11 protein-coding genes are annotated in these 19,711 nt (G+C 70.1%); 3 read left to right on the top strand and 8 right to left on the bottom strand.

Annotation, left to right across the window (positions count from 1 at the left end; all coding sequences use genetic code 11):
- Window positions 1-7 precede the first annotated feature (7 nt).
- From GUI43_RS01960 to GUI43_RS01940, 5 genes are all read right to left on the bottom strand, one after another.
- Window positions 8-3,256 carry an ATP-binding protein gene (locus tag GUI43_RS01960; RefSeq protein ID WP_112697757.1) on the bottom strand — a complete coding sequence of 1,083 codons (3,249 nt, stop codon included), beginning with the start codon at window positions 3,254-3,256 and terminating at the stop codon, window positions 8-10.
- Window positions 3,253-3,981 (bottom strand): hypothetical protein, encoded by a 729-nt coding sequence (locus GUI43_RS01955; protein ID WP_112697755.1) that lies wholly within the window; start codon window positions 3,979-3,981, stop codon window positions 3,253-3,255. The genes GUI43_RS01960 and GUI43_RS01955 overlap by 4 nt, the downstream gene beginning before the upstream one ends.
- The gene (locus GUI43_RS01950; protein WP_112697753.1) at window positions 3,978-5,081 is read right to left on the bottom strand and encodes an endonuclease domain-containing protein; all 1,104 of its coding nucleotides are present in this window, start codon (window positions 5,079-5,081) and stop codon (window positions 3,978-3,980) included. The genes GUI43_RS01955 and GUI43_RS01950 overlap by 4 nt, the downstream gene beginning before the upstream one ends.
- A gap of 67 nt (window positions 5,082-5,148) precedes the next feature.
- Entirely contained in the window at window positions 5,149-6,567 is a 1,419-nt protein-coding gene (locus GUI43_RS01945; protein ID WP_112697751.1) for a WGR domain-containing protein, read from the bottom strand.
- Window positions 6,568-6,742: 175 nt separating this feature from the next.
- A complete protein-coding gene (locus GUI43_RS01940) occupies window positions 6,743-8,419 on the bottom strand; it encodes a hypothetical protein (RefSeq protein WP_146765842.1) in 1,677 nt (558 codons plus the stop codon).
- A gap of 153 nt (window positions 8,420-8,572) precedes the next feature.
- On the opposite strand from GUI43_RS01940, the gene GUI43_RS01935 reads away from it, so the two are divergent.
- Window positions 8,573-9,706: a tyrosine/phenylalanine carboxypeptidase domain-containing protein gene (locus tag GUI43_RS01935; RefSeq protein WP_167457782.1), complete on the top strand. Its 1,134-nt coding sequence runs from the start codon at window positions 8,573-8,575 to the stop codon at window positions 9,704-9,706.
- A 15-nt stretch (window positions 9,707-9,721) separates the two neighbouring features.
- Here GUI43_RS01935 and GUI43_RS01930 read toward each other — a convergent pair whose 3' ends face one another.
- From GUI43_RS01930 to GUI43_RS01920, 3 genes are all read right to left on the bottom strand, one after another.
- The gene (locus GUI43_RS01930; protein WP_112584506.1) at window positions 9,722-10,057 is read right to left on the bottom strand and encodes a hypothetical protein; all 336 of its coding nucleotides are present in this window, start codon (window positions 10,055-10,057) and stop codon (window positions 9,722-9,724) included.
- Between the two features lie 154 nt (window positions 10,058-10,211).
- Window positions 10,212-11,150 (bottom strand): acetamidase/formamidase family protein, encoded by a 939-nt coding sequence (locus GUI43_RS01925; RefSeq protein ID WP_112697747.1) that lies wholly within the window; start codon window positions 11,148-11,150, stop codon window positions 10,212-10,214.
- Window positions 11,151-11,240: 90 nt separating this feature from the next.
- Window positions 11,241-12,263 carry a polysaccharide deacetylase family protein gene (locus GUI43_RS01920; RefSeq protein ID WP_112697745.1) on the bottom strand — a complete coding sequence of 341 codons (1,023 nt, stop codon included), beginning with the start codon at window positions 12,261-12,263 and terminating at the stop codon, window positions 11,241-11,243.
- Window positions 12,264-12,704: 441 nt separating this feature from the next.
- Between GUI43_RS01920 and GUI43_RS01915 the strand changes: the two genes are divergently transcribed.
- Window positions 12,705-13,784, top strand: coding sequence for a glycoside hydrolase family 19 protein (locus GUI43_RS01915; RefSeq protein WP_112584509.1), 1,080 nt, complete (start codon window positions 12,705-12,707; stop codon window positions 13,782-13,784).
- Between the two features lie 275 nt (window positions 13,785-14,059).
- Complete coding sequence (locus GUI43_RS01910; protein WP_112697743.1) at window positions 14,060-19,675, top strand: GH92 family glycosyl hydrolase; 5,616 nt, start codon at window positions 14,060-14,062, stop codon at window positions 19,673-19,675.
- The last annotated feature ends 36 nt before the right edge of the window (window positions 19,676-19,711 follow it).

Genomic DNA, 19,711 nt, shown 5'->3' with positions numbered 1-19,711 from the left:
CCCCAGGCTACCCAGCCGGGCGGGCGCGGGCGACGACCTCCTCGGGGGTCAACGGCGCCTTCGGGTGGTGCGTCAGGCACAGCGGGGTGCGGACCTTGACGAACGAGAACCCCTCCCCGGCCGCGTAGAACTCACCGCTGTTGAGCAGGCCGATGTCCGGCAGTCGCCCGCCCTTGGCCTCGGCGAGCTGCCGGGCCGCGTCGATCTGCGCCGGCGCGTTGAGCAGCCCGAAGAACTGCGTCGTCGCGTTGCCGGAGATCTGGTTGTGCAGACCCTTGGGCGCCTGGGTGGCGAAGACCAGCCCGAGGCCGTACTTGCGGGCCTGCGAGGCCAGCGCGATCGAGCTGGCGGTGCAGGCCGTGGTGCCGGTCGAGGGCGCGAGCGTCTGCGCCTCGTCCATCACGAACAGCCCGCCCAGCGGTCGGTCACCGGCGGGGTGCCGCTTGATCCACGCGAAGAGCGCCATCTGCAACTGGTTGACGAAGCTCTGCCGCTCCTGGTCGGAGGTGAGGCCGACAAAGCTGATCACCGACACCCGGGCCCGCCGCCCCGCCGACGGCGTCAGCAGCAGCCCCGGGTCAGCCGGCGCGCCGACCCCGCCGAAGAGCGGATCGGTGACCATCGCCGCCTTGAGCGCCTCGGCCAACTCCTCGGCGAGCTTCCCGGCGCGGGCCAGCCGACTGACGCCCTCGGGCAGATCGGTGAGGAACTCGGTGAAGCCGGGCAGGCCGACCATCCCGCTGCGCGCGTACGCCTGGAGGGCCTCGGTGAGGACGGCCTTGCCCTGCTGGGCGAGCCGGCTGGAGCGGTCCACGCCCGCCCGTGGCGCGAGTGCCTCCACGGCGGAGCGGACGGCCTGGTCGAACTCGTCGGGCCAGTCCCGCAGGGAGGTGAAGTCGGGCAGCGGCTGGAAGCTCAGCGGCCGACCGGCGGTGACCCGGGGCGTCCACACCACCACCTCGGTGTGTGCGAGGTAGTCGGCGGCACGTTCGGCGTCGCCGGGGTCCCAGCCGCCCGGCGGGTCGGGCCACGGGTCGCCGAGCCGGGCCAGGTCGTTGTTGGGGTCGAGCACGATCGCGGAGACCCCCTCGCGGGCACACTCCTCGACCAGCCGGCGGATCAGCACGGTCTTGCCCGAGCCGGACCCGGCGAACACGACCGCGTGGCGGCGCAACGACTCCAGGGGCACCGTGAAGGGGTGACCGCCGTCGACGGTCCGCCCCAGCCCAACGGCCCGACCGCCCTCGCCGACCACGAGGTCGGTCGGGTCGGCGGGTACGGACTCGGCCGCCGCGCCGGTCGACATGCCAGCGGGGACGTCGGCTTCCGACACGTTCGTCGGGTCGGATTCGGGGCCACCCGACGGTGGCTCGTCGTCGTCGGGCGTCGGCGACTGGGCACCGCCGCGCGTCCCGTCGGGCCCGGGCAGGACCGCGCGGAACAGCTCGGTGCCGCTGGCCGGACGGCGGGCCACCAGCCACTCCTGCAAGGCCGTGGACGGTTCGGCCGCCATCACCCGCAGCGCCGCGAAGACCCGCAGGTCCGCCTCCGGCACGGCACACCGCACGCCGCCTGCCGCGTCGAAGCCGGTCAACACCTCGGTCGTACGCTTCCCGGTCGGCCACGGACCGTTACGCAGCAGGATCAGCCGCCGTTGTGGCAGGTCCCGGTCCAACCCGGCGAGGGTGCAGGCGGCCTTGACCCGGGCGGTGACGGCGATGGCATTGGGGTGTGCGATCGCCCGGAAGCACCAGTGCGCCTCGTTCTCGGTGGCCTCGTCGAGCACCTCGATGAGCCGCCCGTGCAGCGCGGGCTTGCGGCCGGGCGGCGGATCGTACTTGTAGGTGGCGCCGGTCGGCGCCTGCTCGGCGATCCAGGCGGCCAGGCCGGCGGCGAGCAGCGGCGGCATGTGCTCGTCCTCGCCCTTCGGGTCGACGGCGGCCGACACGTCCGCGGCCTCGACCAGTTCGGCGAACCGCGCGTCCAACTCGTGCAGGCGGCGCTCGTCGGTCGTCGGATCGGCGGAAGCGCCACGGGCGGTGCTGACCGTCGGCGTCGAGTCGGCGCCGTCGATGAGCCGGTCCAGCTCGACCACCTCGTCGCGATCACGGCACCAGGCGATGTGGCGGTCCACCCGACGCAGCAGGGCGCGTGGCGTCAGGGTGGGTGCGTCGGCGAAGGCGGCGGGGGCGATCGGCCAGGTGGGGTGCGGTGGTCCGAAGTACATACCCGCGAAGGCGGCGGCGAGGCGCTTCGACACGATGGCCTGCCCGATCTCCGGGGTGGGGATCCGGTCCGGCAGGGTCGCCGTACGGAAGCGGTCAGCGACCGGGGTGGGCGCCGTGCGGGTCAACAGCACCCAGGTGTCCGGCAGGCACGAGACGACGACCAGCGTGCGGCGGGTGATGTCGCGGAGCTTGAGCAGGCCGTCGGCGATCGGGCCGAGCACCCTGGCCTGGCCGTCCTCCAGCCCCTGATGCTGGTTGAGCAGTGAGGTGCTGGTCTGGGCGAACAGCGTGTCGAGCTGGTCCACGGCGATGACAGTGGGGTCCAGGGTCAGGGCCATCAGCCGGGAGATGTCCTGCACGACCTGCTGCGGGGTGCGGATCGCGGCGCTCAACCCCCAGGCCGCCCGCGCGGCCGGGTCACCCGGTTCGGAGATCAGGTGCGCGTAACCGACGTCCTGTGCCTCGAAGTCGATGGCGCCGTGCAGGACGAGCGCCCGCGCGGTGTCCTGGGCGTCCCGCCCGACCTCCCGATCGCGCTCGCGCAGCGCCCAGATGAAGGTGTCGAGCTGCGCACGGGTCACCGGTCGGGCGCCGGCGACCGCGTCGCGGACCTCCACCGGCAGGCCGAGCTGGGGGGTGAGTCGACGCAGGAAGGTCTTCAACTGGGTGCCCCAGCCGACGTGGGGGCGGCCCATCCCCTCCACCAGGGCCAGGGCCACGCTCTCCCAGAACGTCTTGCCACTGACCATGTCGACCAGGAAGAAGTAGCCGCCGTCGCCCTGGATCCGTTCGCGGACCGCCCCGAGCAGGTGCGTCTTGCCGGCGCCCGCGCGGCCCTGCATGGCCACCCCGAGCGGCATGCTCGTGTCGTCGGTGCGGGCCCGTGCCACCCCGCGCAGGATCTCCGCGGCCACCTTCTCGTGCAGCTCCGGCACGTTGTGCGGGCTGGGTCGCCAGACGTCGTCGGGGGTGACCGCCGGGTTGAGACTGACCGCTTCCAGCGCGGCCCGCTGGTCGTCCGAGATCATGCCGGGCCGATCGCCAGGGCGTGGTTGTCCTCGTTCCCGATGCGGACGGCCGCAGCCCGGTCCCGTGCGGTCAGTGACTTGGTGTTCGCCACCGGGATGATGCGGACGTCCTCCCGGCCGACCATCGCCCGCAACGCCGCGTCGAGGGCGGCCCGATCGGTGTCGGCGAGCCGGTCGCGGACGTCGGCGAGGCCCACCCAGGCGCCCGGCGCGGTGGCCAGATCCCGGTACGCCGAGCGAACCAGTGCCTCCACCTCCGCCGCGGACACCGGTGCCGCAGCAGCCGGTGCAGCCGTCGTAGCGGTCTTCGTGGGTGCCGGTGCTCCGTCTCGTGGCTCGCTGGTCGCCGGGGCGGCCGTTGCCTCGGTCTGCTTGAAGAAATCGCCGTGGCTGACCCGGAGCCGGTCCAGCGAGCGGTGCAGGTTGGACAGGACGACGAACAGGGACCGGGTCGTCGAGCCACCCTGCTTCGGCGGCGCGGCGGTGTGCAGCTGACGTGCCACCCGCCAGCCCTGCTCGGTCAGCTCGTGGGCGAAGGGCCGGTGCGTCCGATCGGTGTCCACCAGGCCCAGGTCGACGAGCTTCGTGTTGTCCTTGCCGGTCAGCGTGAAACCGGCCAGCTCTTTCAGCTCGACGTTGGTGAGTCGGCGTGCCTCGACCATCAGCACCACGAGGGCGTTGATCTGGTTCGGCGTCAGGTGCGGGACGTCCGCCGGGCTCGTCATGATGTCTCATCTCCGTGGGGGTGCGTGCCGCCCGCGCGTCGCCGGGCCAGCAGCCGACGGATCCCGTCGACCACCGCCGGCGCGTCGGTGAGCACCTGCTCGTTGGTGAAGCGGAGCACGTCCAGCCCGAGGAGTTGCAGCTGCACGTCTCTCCGCCGGTCGTTGGCGAAAGCGATTCGCCCACGATGCTCCGGGCCGTCCACCTCGACCGCAAGACCCTCCGTGGGCCAAAACAGATCCAGACGGTACGCCGTGGCCAGGACGTGCCACTCGTAGGTCTGGTTCCACCGCCGGCCCCGCGCCCAGTCGTGCGGTGCGAGCGCACGTTCCAACGCCTGCTCGGCAGCGCTGTCACGGCGGGGCACGCCCGCGATCGGCGGCCAGGCCAGCACCGTCGACTCCGGCTCGGCGGCGAGCGCCGGAAGCCGTTCGGTCGTGCTGGCCAGCTCGGCGAATCGCGCCGGCACCGGCATGGGCACTGAGCGCACCCGGTCGGCGTGTCGCAGCGGTCCGCCGGCCAACCACACAGTGAAGCCACCGTGCCGCACGAGCCACTCGGCGGCGGCCACCAGCGTCCGCTCGGCGTCGGCGTCGGCGTCGGGCAGGGCCACGACGAGCACGCAGCTCTGCCGGTCGTACGCGTCGGCGATCACCCGGGCGAGCCCGGCGGCGCGTACCCCCGGGGCGAAGCGGGACCGGCCGCCGGGGTGGTGCGGGCCGCGCAGTCCTCGCTCGGCGAGGTCGGCCAGGAACGGGCCGAAGTGCCGGGAGCGTGCGGCGGTGCGGGCCGCGAGGGCCCGCACCGCCGCCACGCCGAGCGTGCCCTCGCTGTCGACATGGTCGGCCCCCGTCAGCCAGCGGGGGAACATCGCGAGGGCCGCGGTGTCCAGTTGGTCGAGCACTGTGTCCACGACGTCACCGAGAGGACGTGTCACAGTGGGCCGGTAGTGCATGATCGCGGGTGCTGCCGGTGGTAACGGGTCGAGTGCCACCCGCAGCAGCTCCGGCTCGATGCCCGGCAGGTGACTGACCCGCCCCGTCGGCGGGGCAGCCCACCAGGCCCTGCTGGCGTCGCCGTTGGCCCGGACGGGGTGCGCCATGGCGGCACCCTACGACACGGGCGGGCGCGGCCGGGACCCCTCGGTAGCGAGGCGGTGCGCTCGCGGCTCAGCGCAGCCGGCGGATGTCGCCGTACGCGCGGTAGTAGCCACCGCGGCTGGACTCGCGCACCTCGGTCACCAGGTAGCGGGCGCCCGGCTCGCGAATCCCCTTGGGGAACTGCACCGACCAGTCGCGCCGGTAACCGTCGGAGAGCACCTGAATCCGCAGCCGCCCCCGGTCGTCCAGGCACTGCACGACCACGCCCGCGCCCGAGTCGCTGGTCACCTCGACGATCGTCGGCTGCACCGGCTGGGGCGCCTGGCGGGGGGCCTTGACGTCGCGTACCTCGGGCACGTTCCCGGCCTGCGCAGCGCGGATCCCCGGCTCGCTCGCGTCGATGCAGGCCAGATGCCCGCCGGTGGTGACGACGTAGAGCCGGTCGTCGTGGTACTGCATGGAGTACGCCGAGCCGCAGCCGGTGCCGAGCTTCCACAGCCGGGTGCCCGCCGCGTCGAAGCAGTAGATCGAGGACTGGCTGTCACCGGCGAAGACGTACTCGCCGCCCTCGGCGGTGGCGCAGGAGAAGACCGGGGCGTCGCACAGATAGGTGCGTTCGCGGCGGCCCGACTTGGACAGCCGCACCACCTCCCGGCTGCTGGTGCCGGCGAAGACACTGCCGTGCTCCTGCCAGCCGAAGAGCACCGAACCGGTACTGGTGTGCCACAGCTCGCTGCCGGTGCGCCACTCGTAGCCGGTCACGCCCTGCGAGTGGCCGTGGTAGATCGCGTCGTCGTCGCACCGCACCATCCAGGCCGAACGCCCCCGCCCGGGGCGACGCCACAGGAACTCGTCCTCGTGGTCGACGGCGGTGATCCCGCCGTCGGCGTCGGAGACGCCGAGGACGCCGTCGTGGATGTCCAGCCAGTAGATGTCGATCTCCGGGGCGATCGCGTACGCCACGCGGGGCACCTTGCCGGACAGGTCATAGACGTTGCCGTCGTCGCAGCCGGCGTAGATCCAGGCGTCGTCGGCGACGATGCACTTCACCCCGTCGGGAAGGCGGACCTGGCTGCGCACCTGGGCGTGGTGGTCGAGCGTGGTGATGACTCCGTGCTCGTTGCCGACCATGCAGTGCTGCCCGTCGACGAAGATGCCGAAGGCGGGGGCGCCGGAGTCGTAGCGCCAGAGCACCGGGGCGGTGCGGGCGGTGGAGCGGGTGCTCACGATCTGCCGCCGCGACACGGTGCGCTTCTGGCGGACGCCGGGGACCGCCGGCGCGTAGCCCTTGCGGACCTTCTCCCCGATCTTCTTCGCCGCGGCGGCCCGGGCGCGGGCGTTGTCCGGATAGGCACTCGCCTTCACCTGCCCCTGGTCGCCGATCCGGCCGTAGCGCACCGTCAGCGTGGCGTTGTCGACGATGACCTCGTAGAACTTGTGCGCACCGTCCACTTCGGACAGTTCGAGGTAGGTCGTCTCCTGGGACATGGGGGGCCTCCGAGGGTCAGCGAGCGGCGCGATCCGGCCGGCGCGGCGACAGTGCCCACACGTTAACGGCGCCCCCCGACAGAATCGGCTGACGCTGAGGGCTGGGCCCGTGTGACGCGTCGGTCTGGTCCGCGACTCCTGCCGTGCCCGTCGAGGGCGGGCACCCCGCCCCGGATCAGCCCTGGCGCAGGACGCGCGCGATGGCGGTCGCGACGGCCGTGGTCAATACCCATCCCGACAAGATCAGGCCCCAGGCCACCCATCGGGCACCGCTGTCGAAGCGCCAGGTCGAGTCCTGCCCGAGGCTCACCACCGGAATCAGAAGGTCCACCGAGTAGACGAGTGAGTGGAACTGCGGTGGCTTCTCCACTGCGGCGATGGCGCTCTCGCCGATCGGCGTGAAGACGGACCACCCCAGGGCCGTCAGCCCGATCAGCCAGACCGAAGCGAGCCAGGTGCGGTAGCCGTAGCCCACGGTGGCCCACAGGATCCCCGACCATATTCTCGAGATCCCTCTGACCTCCTTCGCGCGGGCGTGTTGTTTCCGGTAACCGACGACACGCGCCTCGTGCTCCTGGCCGGCGCGCCGGTACGCCGCGATCAGTTGTTCGTACGGCTGCGGGCGGTAGTTGGTGTCACCCCTGGTGAGCCACCTGATCCTCTCGCGGACGGTGACCGGTTGGGGTGAACTCAACCGGTCGTACGCGAACCCGTCGAGCACGATGACGGCGGGCCAGGTGCTCGGGTTGTCCGTCACCACCCGGGCAGACACGTTGGTCATGTCGAGCGTCGCCGGAGGTTGTGCGAAGTCGAGGTCGACCATTCCTGCAGACGTCCCGGACAGGTCGACCAGACTCGGGTCGGCCGCTGTGTCAGCCGCACCAGGAGCAAAGGTCGCCGTGTCGAACGAGACCGTCCCCTCCACACTGGCGAAACACAGACCGATCGCCCCGTCCGACCGAAACTCCTGGTCACATCTGATGTCCCTGGTGACCTTGAGCCCGTACGCCTGCAGGCTGGTGGGGCGGTCTTTCAACCGCTTGCGTGTCGACCCCCGGTGCGGTTGGGTCAGTGCGACGCCACTCAACAGGATGGACCCACCGACCCTGGCGTTGTCGAGAATGATCCGTCCCTCGACGGTCGCGGCTCGTCGTGTGGCGTCCGCATCGAACCAGAGGCCCTCATCAATTTCCGTACGCTCGGCCTGCAGGCACACGTCGTTTGGACTGTGCAGATCCGCGCCGCGGAAGATGGCGGCTCCGCCGATCTGGGCGCCGATCATGCGAATCTGACCCGAGACGACCGTCTTGGCGAAGGACACGTTACTTCTGACGGCCATCTGGCTCGCGCGGACCGCGTGCGAGGAACTACGGAGATCGCACTCTCGGAAGTGGAGCACGCCGTCGATCTGGGCGTAGCGCAGATCAATCGTCTCGGTGCTGACGACCCGAACCATGCTGACCGATCCTCGGACCCTCATTCCGGTGGCGTCGAGCCCGGGAATTGTCGAGTCCGTCAGTGACAGACTCAGCAGGTTGGCGTCGCAGAGCCGGGGAGCCTGGTCGAATTTGCACCAGTCGAAAGTCAGTGGGTAGCCGATGTCGAGGCCGGTCAGGACCAACTCGCCGACGATGGATGCTCCGATGAGGTGGATCGTGCGGATTTCGCCGGGCAATCCCTTGACCTGGCCGGTGACGAGCCGCTCCAGAAAATCCGCACGTACCGTCTTGTCGGCGATCGACCTCCCGTCAGCGGGCGTGCGGGTGGCGCAGACGGCCAGTATCAGCCGCTCCATTGGAAGAAAGTCCGGGATCGGGCTGTCGCTTGTGGAACGTGGCTGTGGCACATCCATTCGAACTATTCTTCTGACGACGACATGAGAGGGCAATGCCCCATCAATGCCTCAACCGTGGGCCGATCGTCCGGATGCTGTCGCCGAACGTCTGTCCGGCTCGACTCTGTGAGAGCATCTCATGCAGCCGTCATGCCGCGAAGGGAACAGACAATGGGCGTCGACCTGGATGCCATCAACCACGCCACCCGGGTGGTGCTCGACGCCGTTCACCCTGTTCGCTACGCCCACTACATCACCCCCACCAACCTGACACAGGTGCGGACGGAGTTTCTCGACGCACACAGGGCCGGCCGTGCCGTGGATCCACGTTTCGAATACCCGCCGATACCCGGTGAGCTCGCGGCCGCTCTCGACGCGGCGCGCGCCGCACCGACGGAGGCGGGGCCGTGGCGAGAGGCCCTTGAACGAGAGTTGGCGTACGCGCGGGCAGGTCTCGCGGCACTGCACTCTCGTGACCCGGAGGCGATGACGAGCTACTCGCAGAGCCAGTTCGGCGATGTTGCCGCCGCTGTCGTGGTGGACGCGTACCGGCGCCTGGGAGAGCAGCCGCCGACAGCCGACACCGAGGCGACGTGGAACTCCGACCGGGTAGCAGCCACCATGGGCCGGGTCCTTGTCGAGTTGGGCCTGGACGAGTGGACCGTCGACCACAGCGATCGCATGGCAGCGCGAATGAGTGTGGTCGGCCGGCGGCGTCAGGTGCGAGTCAAGCGGGGGGTCACTTTCACCGGTCCGACGGTGCAGCGACTGATCGTGCACGAGATCGGCACCCACGTGCTGCGCACGGCCAACGGCTTGCGGCAGCCACTGCATCTCCTGGCGCACGGGATCCCTGGGTACCTGGGGACCGAGGAGGGTCTCGCGGTCTGGCACGAGCAGCAGGCGGGGATGATCGATCCCGATGTCATGCGACGGTACGCGCTGCGGGTAATTGCCTGCGACACGGCGCTGCGGGCTGGCTTTCGAGCCGTTTTCGACGCTGTCCTGCCACATACCACCACCAACGAGGCCTTCGATCTCGCACTCCGTGTGAAGCGGGGGCTGATCGACACTTCCGCGCCTGGCGGCTACATCAAGGATCACATCTACCTGGGCGGCTTCATCGAGGTCACGAACCATCTGGACCGCCATCCGGGCGATCACGATCTGTTGATGGCCTGCAAGTGGCCGCTATCGGAGGTGCCGCTCTTGCGGACGCTTTTCGACGAGCGGTCGTCGATGTCACCGCACCATCGAGTCGATGAGGTGGTCGACCTGACTCGGGCAATTGTCGCCGAGGGTTGAGGTTCGGAGCCGCCGTTACTCCGTTTTGAGGACCTCCCACTTGTGATAGAAGGTGGATATCATCTCGAACAGCTCCCGGGCGCTCTGCGTCTCGGGAGTCTCCGGCCCTCGCAGGAACTTCAGTGACACCGAGTAGATGTTCCACTGCATCAGTGGCTCGACGAGCGCTGTGTAGAGATTCCCGGTGGCACCGATGAGGACGAAAAAGCTGACGACGGCGTTGAGAGTATCGACGATTTCCGGCCCGGCCGATGCGGGGTCGATCTGTCCGGCGTCCACCTGCTGCTGTAGGAATCCCACCCGCTCCAGCGCGGCACCGGCGTCTTCCTTTGACTCGATCGTGACCGGCACTGTGCCTCCTCGTCGGTTGTGAAAACCCGGAGTCAGATTAGATTCAACAACGTGAAAGCAGCCCGCACTGACCGTTAGCCGACACGCTCCCCTCTGGCGATGGCACTGGCCCGCCCTGGGCTGTGTCCCGAGGGCTTCGCGGTGGCATCGTCAGTCACTGATCTGGCCAGCGCAGCGCGTCGTCGCGGAGCACCGCGTGCGCGCCGACGCTCTGGTTGACGATCTGCGTCACCCGCACGTCGACCGCGATGCTGGCCAGCGCCACCGCGTCCGCGCGGCTGAGCCCATGCAGCCGCTGCATCACTGTCAGCATCGAGTCCAGCGCGGTGAACGTGGCGTCGTCGAGGGAGGCGCCGACGCCCAGGGTCAGCCACGCGTCGGGGGTACGGGCCACCGGGCCGGTGACCGGAAAGTCGTCGCGTACGTCGAAGGTCAGCGTCACCTCGTCCATCGGACATTCGATCGCGGTGCCGCCGACCTCGCCGTCACCCTGTGCGGCGTGCCCGTCGCCGACGGAGAACAGCGCGTCGTCCACCGGGATGGGCAGCAGGAGGGTGCTGCCGGCGGTGAGGTCCCGACAGTCCAGGTTGCCGCCCCAGGGGCGCGGTGGGATCGTCGAGTGAAGCCCCGGCTCCGCGGGTGGCATGCCGAGCACTCCCATGAAGGGCCGCAGCGCGATCGTGTGGCCGTGCTGGTTGCGGCCGGTCATCGTCACCGGGTCCAGCGCCCAGGCGTGCACCACCGGTTGGTCCAGCACGCCGTAGCGCTGGTTGAACCCACTCGGCCAGCCGCCGGCCACTGTGGTTCCCCAACTGCCCGGGACGACCGCGTCGATGCGTACCGCGAGGGTCTGGCCAGCGCGCGCACCGCGGACCGCGACCGGACCGATCAACGCGTGTCCGTGGTCGGGCCGGTGCTGTGCGACCCGGGGGCGGTCCCGGTTCGGTCCCCCGGGGTACGGGCCGGCGGACCACCAACAGTCCAGGGTGCGATAGGTGACGGTGTCGCCGGGGTCGATGGTGAGCACCGGCGGGAAGTCGGGGGAGAAGTGGCCGTGCAGGCTGTCGTCCCCGGGCGTGAGGGTGTGTCGCATCAGTGCAGGCTAGTGGCCACGTGCGGCGGGCAGGCAGGTGCGCGGTGGGTGCCGGGCGCACCCACCGCGCACGTCTCAACCTGGGCGATGTCAACCCGAGGTGCAGGAGCGGATCTGTGGGCGGGCGCTGCTGTTGCCGTTGGTCATCGTGGTGAAGCCGAAGGTGTTGCCGCTGCCGTTGGACCGCATGGTCATGACTGTGCCGCTGCTGTCCCAGGTGGCGGTGCCGTTCCAGATCGTGGTGACCCGCTGCGGCGAGGTGATGGCAACGACCACCGTCCACGTGCTGGCGCCGCTGACCGTCACCGACGTGTTGTACCGGTCGCCCCAGACGTTGGGGGTCGTGGCGGTCGCGGTGCAGGTGCCGCCGGAGGGCGGCGGGGTGGTGGTGGGCGGCGGGGTGGTGCCGTCCGGCGCGACGGCGCGGCCGGTGGACGGCGAGATCATGCCGGGGCACAGGTTGCGGCTGGTCAGGTTGGCCATGATCTGTCCGATGGCGTCGCGGGTGTTCTGGATCCCGTCGTGCATCAGGATGACCTGACCGGCCTGGAGTCGGCTCGCGTTGGCCACGATCTGGCTGACGCTGGCGCCGTTCCAGTCCTGGGAGTCCACGTCCCAGATCACCTGGCGCATGCCCAGTGACGACGCGACGGACTGCAACGTGGAGTTGGTCTCGCCGTACGGCGGCCGGAACAGCACCGGTCGGCTGCCGGTGGCCGACTGGATCGCCGAGCTGGTCTGGGAGAGGTCCGACTGCATCTGAGCCTGGCTCATCGAGGTCATGTGGGCGTGGTTCCAGCTGTGGTTGGCCACCCACATGCCGGCGGCCACCTGTGCCTGCGCGGCCGACCGGTTGTTCTGGACGTTCTGCCCGACGTTGAACATGGTGGCCCGTACGCCGTTGGTGCGCAGCACGTTCAGCAGCGCGCTGGTGCTGCCGGTCGGACCGTCGTCGAAGGTGAGGCCGACGTAGCCGTTGCAGGCGGCGGCGTTCGACGGGGTGGAGGTGGCCGCGAGGACGACGCCGCACATGGCGACGGCGGTGGCCAGGACGGCGAGCGCCGCGCGCAACCGCCTGGACCACAGGGCCGTGCGGGGGAAGAGCCTGCTCATCTGGTGCCCCTTCGCGCAGGCCCGGACGCGCCCGGGGGTGGGCAGCACAGTCCGGACAGGTGTGGATGAGTGGGTAGGTGGAGCGGAAACCGCAACGAAGCCGATCGCATTGACCTCAGTGGATCGGAGTATTACAGCGAGAATTCCAACGCGTCAACAAGTTCCGGAACATCCTCGGAACAACGCAGGAAGCTGCCCGGCGGTTGGTGCAGGCGTGCCTTCGGCCGGGGCGGTGCCCGCACGCCGCCTCGATCCGATCAATCGATGGGTCTACCCGTCGCATGATCCGGAAAGTGGCCGGAACTATCGATCGTCGATCTCCGGGCCCACCGTCGCGTCCGCACATCTAATAGTAAAGATTGTGAACAGAAGGTGTTACAGTCACTTCGGTCGATATCCGCTGGGGTTTCGGCCAGTGAGGTCCCTGAGAGGAGTGAGCACATGACGAGACTGCGCGCGCTGGTCGCGCTGGCGGCACTGATCGTCGCCGGTGGGCTGGTTGCGGTCATCCCGGCCACCGCCGCCTCGGCGGCGGCCTGCTCGGCATCGTGGCAGGCCTCGGCCGTCTACTGGGGAGACGCCCAGGTCTCCCACAACGGCCGCAACTACCGGGCGAAGTGGTGGACCCAGAACGAGGCGCCGCCGGGCACGACCGGCGTCTGGGAGGACCTCGGCGCGTGCGGCGGGGGCACCACGCCGCCCACCGGTGGGACCTGCACCTACCCGAACTGGGCCGCCGGGACCTGGTACGCCGCCGGAGCGATCGTGCGGTACACCAACGGTTCCTACTACATCGCCGAGCACGACAATCCGGGGTACGACCCCGTCGTCAGCACCTGGTACTGGGAGCCCTACACCTGTGGCGGTCAGCCACCGACCACCCCGCCTCCCACCAACCCGGGTGGCTTCGTGGTCACCGAGGCCCAGTTCAACCAGATGTTCCCGGGTCGCAACTCCTTCTACACGTACTCCGGGCTCGTCGCCGCGCTCGGCGCCTACCCGGCGTTCGCGCGCACCGGCAGCGCCACCGTCCAGCGCCAGGAAGCCGCGGCCTTCCTGGCGAACGTCTACCACGAGACCGGCGGGCTCGTGCACGTGGTCGAGCAGAACACCGCGAACTACCCGCACTACTGCGACTACGGTCAGCCGTACGGCTGCCCCGCCGGGCAGGCCGCCTACTACGGTCGGGGGCCGATCCAGCTCAGTTGGAACTTCAACTACAACGCCGCTGGCAACGCCCTCAACCTGCCGCTGCTGACCAACCCGTGGCTGGTGCAGACCGACGCCGCGGTGGCCTGGAAGACCGGCATCTGGTACTGGATGACCCAGAACGGGCCGGGCACCATGACCGCCCACAATGCGATGGTCAACGGCGCCGGGTTCGGTCAGACGATCCGCAGCATCAACGGCTCGATCGAGTGCAACGGCGGAAACCCCGCCCAGGTGCAGAGCCGCGTCACCAGGTACCAGCAGTTCGTCGGCATCCTCGGGGTGTCCGCCGGAGCCAACCTCTACTGCTGATCCGTGGCCGGGCCTCGGCTTACGTCCTGGACGGAGTCGAGGCCCGGCGCATCGGCGGCCGGGCCTCGGTGGGGGTCCCGGCCGTTTCGGCGCGATCAGCCCGTTGACACGGCCGTGCTGCGCCCGGAACTATCAGCGGCAGTCCACCGCCCCGATCCTCGTTGTTCACGAAGTCCAATGACAACGATGTCAGGGCCCCCGACCCACCACCCGCTCCACTCTGCCCAGACGTTCGACGTACTCGACCCGGTTCGAGTCGAAAGGCTCCGTCCCTCATGTCGCACACCCCCCTTGCGCGCCCTCTCTCACCCCGCCTGATCGCGGCGACGACAGCCGCCCTACTACCGCTTGGCCTGCTCGTCGCCGCGCCCCTGGCGAACGCCGCCCCCACCCCCGCACCGCCGGGCAACTTCACCTCCTCGTTCGAGTCCGCCGACCCGCAGCCCGCCACCAGCACCGTGGAGGTCGGCCCCAACGGAAAGCCGGTCCAGGCCAACCTGAGCGGCAAGGTCTCCACGCTGCCCGGCAGCCTGCTCGGCCAGGTCAGCGCCGTGACCGCAAGCGACGAGAACCAGCCGCGAGAGATCGCCGCGAACCTCAAGGACGACGATCCGTCGACCAAGTGGCTCGTGTTCGCGTCCAGCGGCTGGGTGACCTACCAGCTTGTTAAGCCGGCGACTGTGGTGCGCTACTCGCTGACCGCTGCCAACGACGCACCGACCCGCGACCCCAGGGACTTCGTCGTCCAGGGGTCGAACGACGGCAGCACCTGGACCGACCTGGACAAGCGCGCCGGCGAGAAGTTCAGCGGGCGCTTCGCCACCAAGACGTACAGCTTCACCAACCCGAACGCCTACGGCTTCTACCGGCTCAACGTCACAGCGAACTCCGGTGACTCGCTCGTGCAGCTCGCCGCCTGGAACATCAGCGACGGCTCGGACGTCCGCCCGCCGGCCACCCCCATGGTCAGCGAGGCGACCGCCGGCCCGAACGGCGGCTACACCACGAAGCCGGACGTCGGGTTCACCGGGCTGGCCGCGCTGCGCTACTCCGGCGGCGCCGAGGGCAACGGCCGGTCGTACGCGACCAACAAGCTCTTCGACGTCACCATCCCGGTCGGGCCGACGACCCGACTGTCGTACAAGATCTTCCCCGAGTTCACCGGGGGAGACGGCCGGTACCCGTCCACCTACACCGCCGTCGACCTGCACTTCACCGACGGCAGCTACCTGAGTGGCCGCTCGCCCGCCGACCAGCACGGCTACCCGCTCACGGGTACCGGTCAGGGCGCCTCGAAGGTGCTCTTCGCCGACCAGTGGAACCTGGTGCAGGCCGACCTGGGCACCGTCGCGCGCGGCAAGACGATCGACCGCATCCTGCTCGCGTACGACAATCCGCAGGCCACCGGGGAGACCCGGTTCCAGGGTTGGCTCGACGACATCGAGCTGACGGCCACACCGGCGTCGATCGACGGCTCGAAGCTGACCAACTACGTCGACACCCGACGGGGCACCAACTCGACGGGCGGCTTCTCGCGCGGCAACAACCTGCCGATCACCGCCGTGCCGAACGGGTTCAACTTCTTCACCCCGGTGACCGACGCGACCTCCGACTCGTGGGAGTACGAGTACCACCGGATCAACAACGAGGCCAACCTGCCCATGCTCCAGGGCCTCGCGATCTCCCACGAGCCCAGCCCCTGGATGGGTGACCGCAACCAGATGTCCGTCATGCCGGTCGTCGGTGGCGGGCCGCTCACCGGTCAGCCCGCCGGCCGTGCGCTCGCCTTCAGCCACGACGACGAGACGGCGCAGCCGGACCTCTACCGGGTCACGCTCCAGAACGGCCTGGTCGCGGAGATGTCGCCCACCGACCACGCCGGGATCATGCGGTTCACCTTCCCCACCGGGCAGCAGACCGGGAGCCTCGTCTTCCACAACGGCACGTTCACCATCGGCACGGACGGCACGTTCACCGGTTGGGTCGACAACGGAAGCGGCCTGTCGGCCGGTCGTAGCCGGATGTTCGTCTCCGGCGCCTTCGACCGGGCGCCGACGGCGTCCGCCGCGACCTCGGCCACCTTCGACATCTTCGGCTCGCGGGAGGTGACGATGCGTCTCGCCACGTCGTTCCTCTCCGTCGACCAGGCGCGCCGTAACCTCGATCTGGAGGTCACCGGCAAGAGCTTCGACCAGATCCACGCCGCCGCGACGGCCGCGTGGAAGGACCGGCTCGGCCGGGTCGAGGTGCGGGGCGCCAACGAGTCGCAGTTGGTCACCATGTACTCGAACCTGTACCGGCTGAACCTCTATCCGAACTCGCAGTCGGAGAACACCGGCACCGCCGCCGCGCCGCGCTGGCAGTACGCCAGCCCGGTCTCGGCGCCGACCGGCGCGTCGACCCCCACCCGGACCGGCGCGAAAATCGTCGACGGGCAGATCTACGTCAACAACGGCTTCTGGGACACCTACCGCACCGTGTGGCCCGCCTACGCGCTGCTGTACCCGGACGTCGCCGCGAAGATCTCCGACGGGTTCGTCCAGCACTACCGCGACGGCGGCTGGATCGCCCGCTGGTCGTCCCCCGGCTACGCCGACCTGATGACCGGCACCAGCGCGAACGTGGCGCTGGCCCAGGCGTACCTCACCGGGGTCAAGCTGCCCGACCCGCTCGCGGCGTACGACGCGGCCGTCAAGGACGCGACCGTCGCGTCCGGGCGCAGCGCGGTCGGGCGCAAGGGCATCGAGAGCTCCCTGTTCCTCGGCTACACGCCGACGTCCACCGGAGAGTCGGTGTCCTGGGCGCTGGAGGGCTACATCAACGACTTCGGCATCGGCAACATGGGTGCGGCGCTCGCCAAGGACCCGGCCACGCCGAAGTCGGAGCGCGCCCGTCTCAAGGAGGAATCGCGGTACTTCCTGGAGCGGGCCCGCAACTACGTCCACCTCTTCGACCCGAAGACCAAGCTCTTCCAGGGCCGCGACGCCGCCGGCAACTTCCTCGCCGGTGACCCGCTGGACTGGGGTGGCGTCTACACCGAGACCAACGGGTGGAACTTCGCGTTCACCGCCCAGCAGGACGGCCAGGGCCTGATCAACCTGTACGGCGGACAGAAGGCGCTGCGGGACAAGCTCGACGCGTTCTTCACCACCCCGGAGAACGCCGACCGCCCCGGTGGGTACGGCGGCGTCATCCACGAGATGCTCGAAGCACGCGCGGTGCGGATGGGTCAGCTCGGCATGAGCAACCAGCCGTCGCACCACATCCCGTACATGTACAACGTCGCGGGCGCGCCGGCCAGGACCCAGGAGACGGTACGGGAGATCCTGCGCCGTCTCTACGTCGGCAGTGAGATCGGCCAGGGCTACCTGGGCGACGAGGACAACGGCGAGATGTCGTCGTGGTACATCCTCAGCTCGCTGGGCATCTACCCGTTGCAGGCCGGGTCGTCCGAGTGGGCGATCGGCTCCCCGCAGTTCACCCGGATGACCGTGCACCGCAGCAGCGGCGACATCGTCGTCAACGCGCCGAACAACAGCACGGCGAACGTCTACGTGCAGGGCGTGACGGTCAACGGCAAGAAGCAGCGCGGCCTGTCAGTGGACGTCGCGACGCTCGCCAAGGGCGGCACCATCGACTTCCAGATGGGCTCCAAGCCGTCGTCCTGGGGCAGCGGCAAGAACGACGCGCCGCCGTCGCTGACCAAGGGTGACGAGGCGCCGAAGCCGTTGCAGGACGTCACCGGCCCCGGTCTCGGCACCGCGACCGCGACCGGCGGTCAGGACGCGTCGAAGCTGTTCGACGACTCGTCGACCACGCAGCTGACCTTCACCTCGGCGACCCCGCAGATCACCTGGGCCTTCCGTGGTGGCAAGCAGAAGCCGAAGTACTACACGGTCACGTCCGGGGCCGGTGCCGGCGATCCGGCCGACTGGCGTCTGCAGGGCTCCAACGACGGCCTCACCTGGACCACAGTGGACTCCCGCACCGCCCAGGTGTTCCCGTGGCGCAACCAGACCCGCCCGTACTCGATCGACAAGCCGGGACGGTTCGCCCAGTTCCGCCTCGCCGTCACGAAGACCGTCGGCGCCGCGCAGACCAACCTCGCCGAGGTCGAGCTGCTCGCCGGAGGTGACCTCGACCTCGGGGGCGGCGACATCACGGTCACCGCAGCGGACGGCGTGCACGCGACCACCGGCGTACCCGTCTCGGTGCCGCTGGCCACCGTCACCGGCGGCGACGCCAGCGGCTACCAGGCCACCATCGACTGGGGTGACGGCACGCCGGTCACCGCGGGTACCGTGACGTTGAGCTCGCGGGCCGTCTACCGCATCGCCGGGTCGCACACCTACGCCACACCCGGCTACCACCAGGCGAACGTCACGGTAACCGACGGCGAAAGCCAGAGCTCCGCGACGGTCGGCGTCGAGGTGGCGTACGCCCCGGCCTCCGGTCTCACCGCCGCGTTCGACAGCGTCTGCGTCGGCGACGAAGGGGTCCTGGCGGCGGACTGTGACGCCAAGTCGTGGGCGTACTCGCGGGCCGCCCTGGCGGCCGGTGGTGTGACCCAGGGCCAGCCGCTGCAGGTTCCCGGAACGGCGCTGCGGTTCACAGTGCCGGTGATCCCGGCCGGGCAGCCGGACAACGCCACCGGCAACGGGGCGACCATCGTCCTCGACCTCCCGCAGGACGCGAAGAGCATCTCGTTCATCGGCGCCGGAACGCAGGGCAACCAGAGCACCACCGGCACGGCGACGTTCAGCGACGGCAGCACGGCCAGCATTCCGATCCAGTTGAGCGACTGGACGCTGGGCGGCAACGCCAACGGCACCCCGTCCTACGGCAACGTCATCGTCGCCCGGACGGCGTACCGGTTGCAGGGCACGAGCCGCGACGGCGCCCAGCCGTTCCTCTTCGCCACCGCGCCGTACCAGATTCCGGCGGGCAGGACGCTGGTGTCGGTGACTCTGCCGACGCAGACCGGTGACCCTCGCTCGGCGGGTCGGATCCATGTGTTCGCCGTGGCCAACGACGGCACGCCCGCCCCGGCGCTGACGACCGACGCCCCGAAGAACCAGACGGCCACCGCCGGGCAGGCCCTCGCGGCGAACCTCGGTGCGGTGACCGGCGGCGTTCCCGGTACGACGGGCTACCGCGCCCGCGTCCAGTGGGGTGACGGCACGGTTCCGGACGACGTCACGATCGGCGCGTCCGGCGCGATGAGCGGCCAGCACACCTACGCGCGGGAGGGCACCTACACGGTGCGCGTCACCGCGTGGGACACGCTGTCGAGCAGCACCGGGTCCTTCACCGTGACCGTGGCTCGGAGCGGATCGCAGCCGGCGATCGCGCTGTCCGCGGCCGGCACCGTCACCACCGGTGGCGCGATCACCGTCAACGGCAGCGGCTTCGCCGCCGGTGAGCAGGTGACAGTCAGCGTCGGCACCGACCCGGGCCGGACCATGAAGGTCGCGGCCTCCGCGTCGGGAACGGTCCGCGCCTCGGTGCCGACCTCCGGTGACGCACAACCCGGCCGGTACGCCGTCACCGCGACGGGCGCGTCCTCGCGTACGCCGGCCACGGCCACCGTCCAGGTGACCGGGGAGCCGGAGGCGCGGACCTACCAGCCGCGGGTGGCGCTGTTGACCACCTCGGGCCCGCGCGGCACGTCGATCATGGTCGACGGTTCCGGATTCGCGCCGAACGAGGTGGTCACCATCGCCTTCGGGGCCGGACTGGCGGTCAGCACCGTGCGCGCGAACGGTGACGGCGTCATCTCCGGCGCGACGGTCAGCGTTCCGGGTGCGGCGAAGGCGGGCGCGACCAGCGTCACGCTGAACGGCGCCACGTCGGCGACGAAGGTCTCCCGACCGTTCACCGTCACCGGCTAGCACCGAGCCGGGGACAGTACAGCCGCGTGGGGCGGG

Origin of the sequence: Micromonospora noduli (genome assembly GCF_003264365.1) — a bacterium.
In the GTDB taxonomy this organism is placed as follows: Bacteria; Actinomycetota; Actinomycetes; order Mycobacteriales; family Micromonosporaceae; genus Micromonospora; species Micromonospora noduli.
This window is presented reverse-complemented; position numbering and strand designations above follow the sequence as displayed.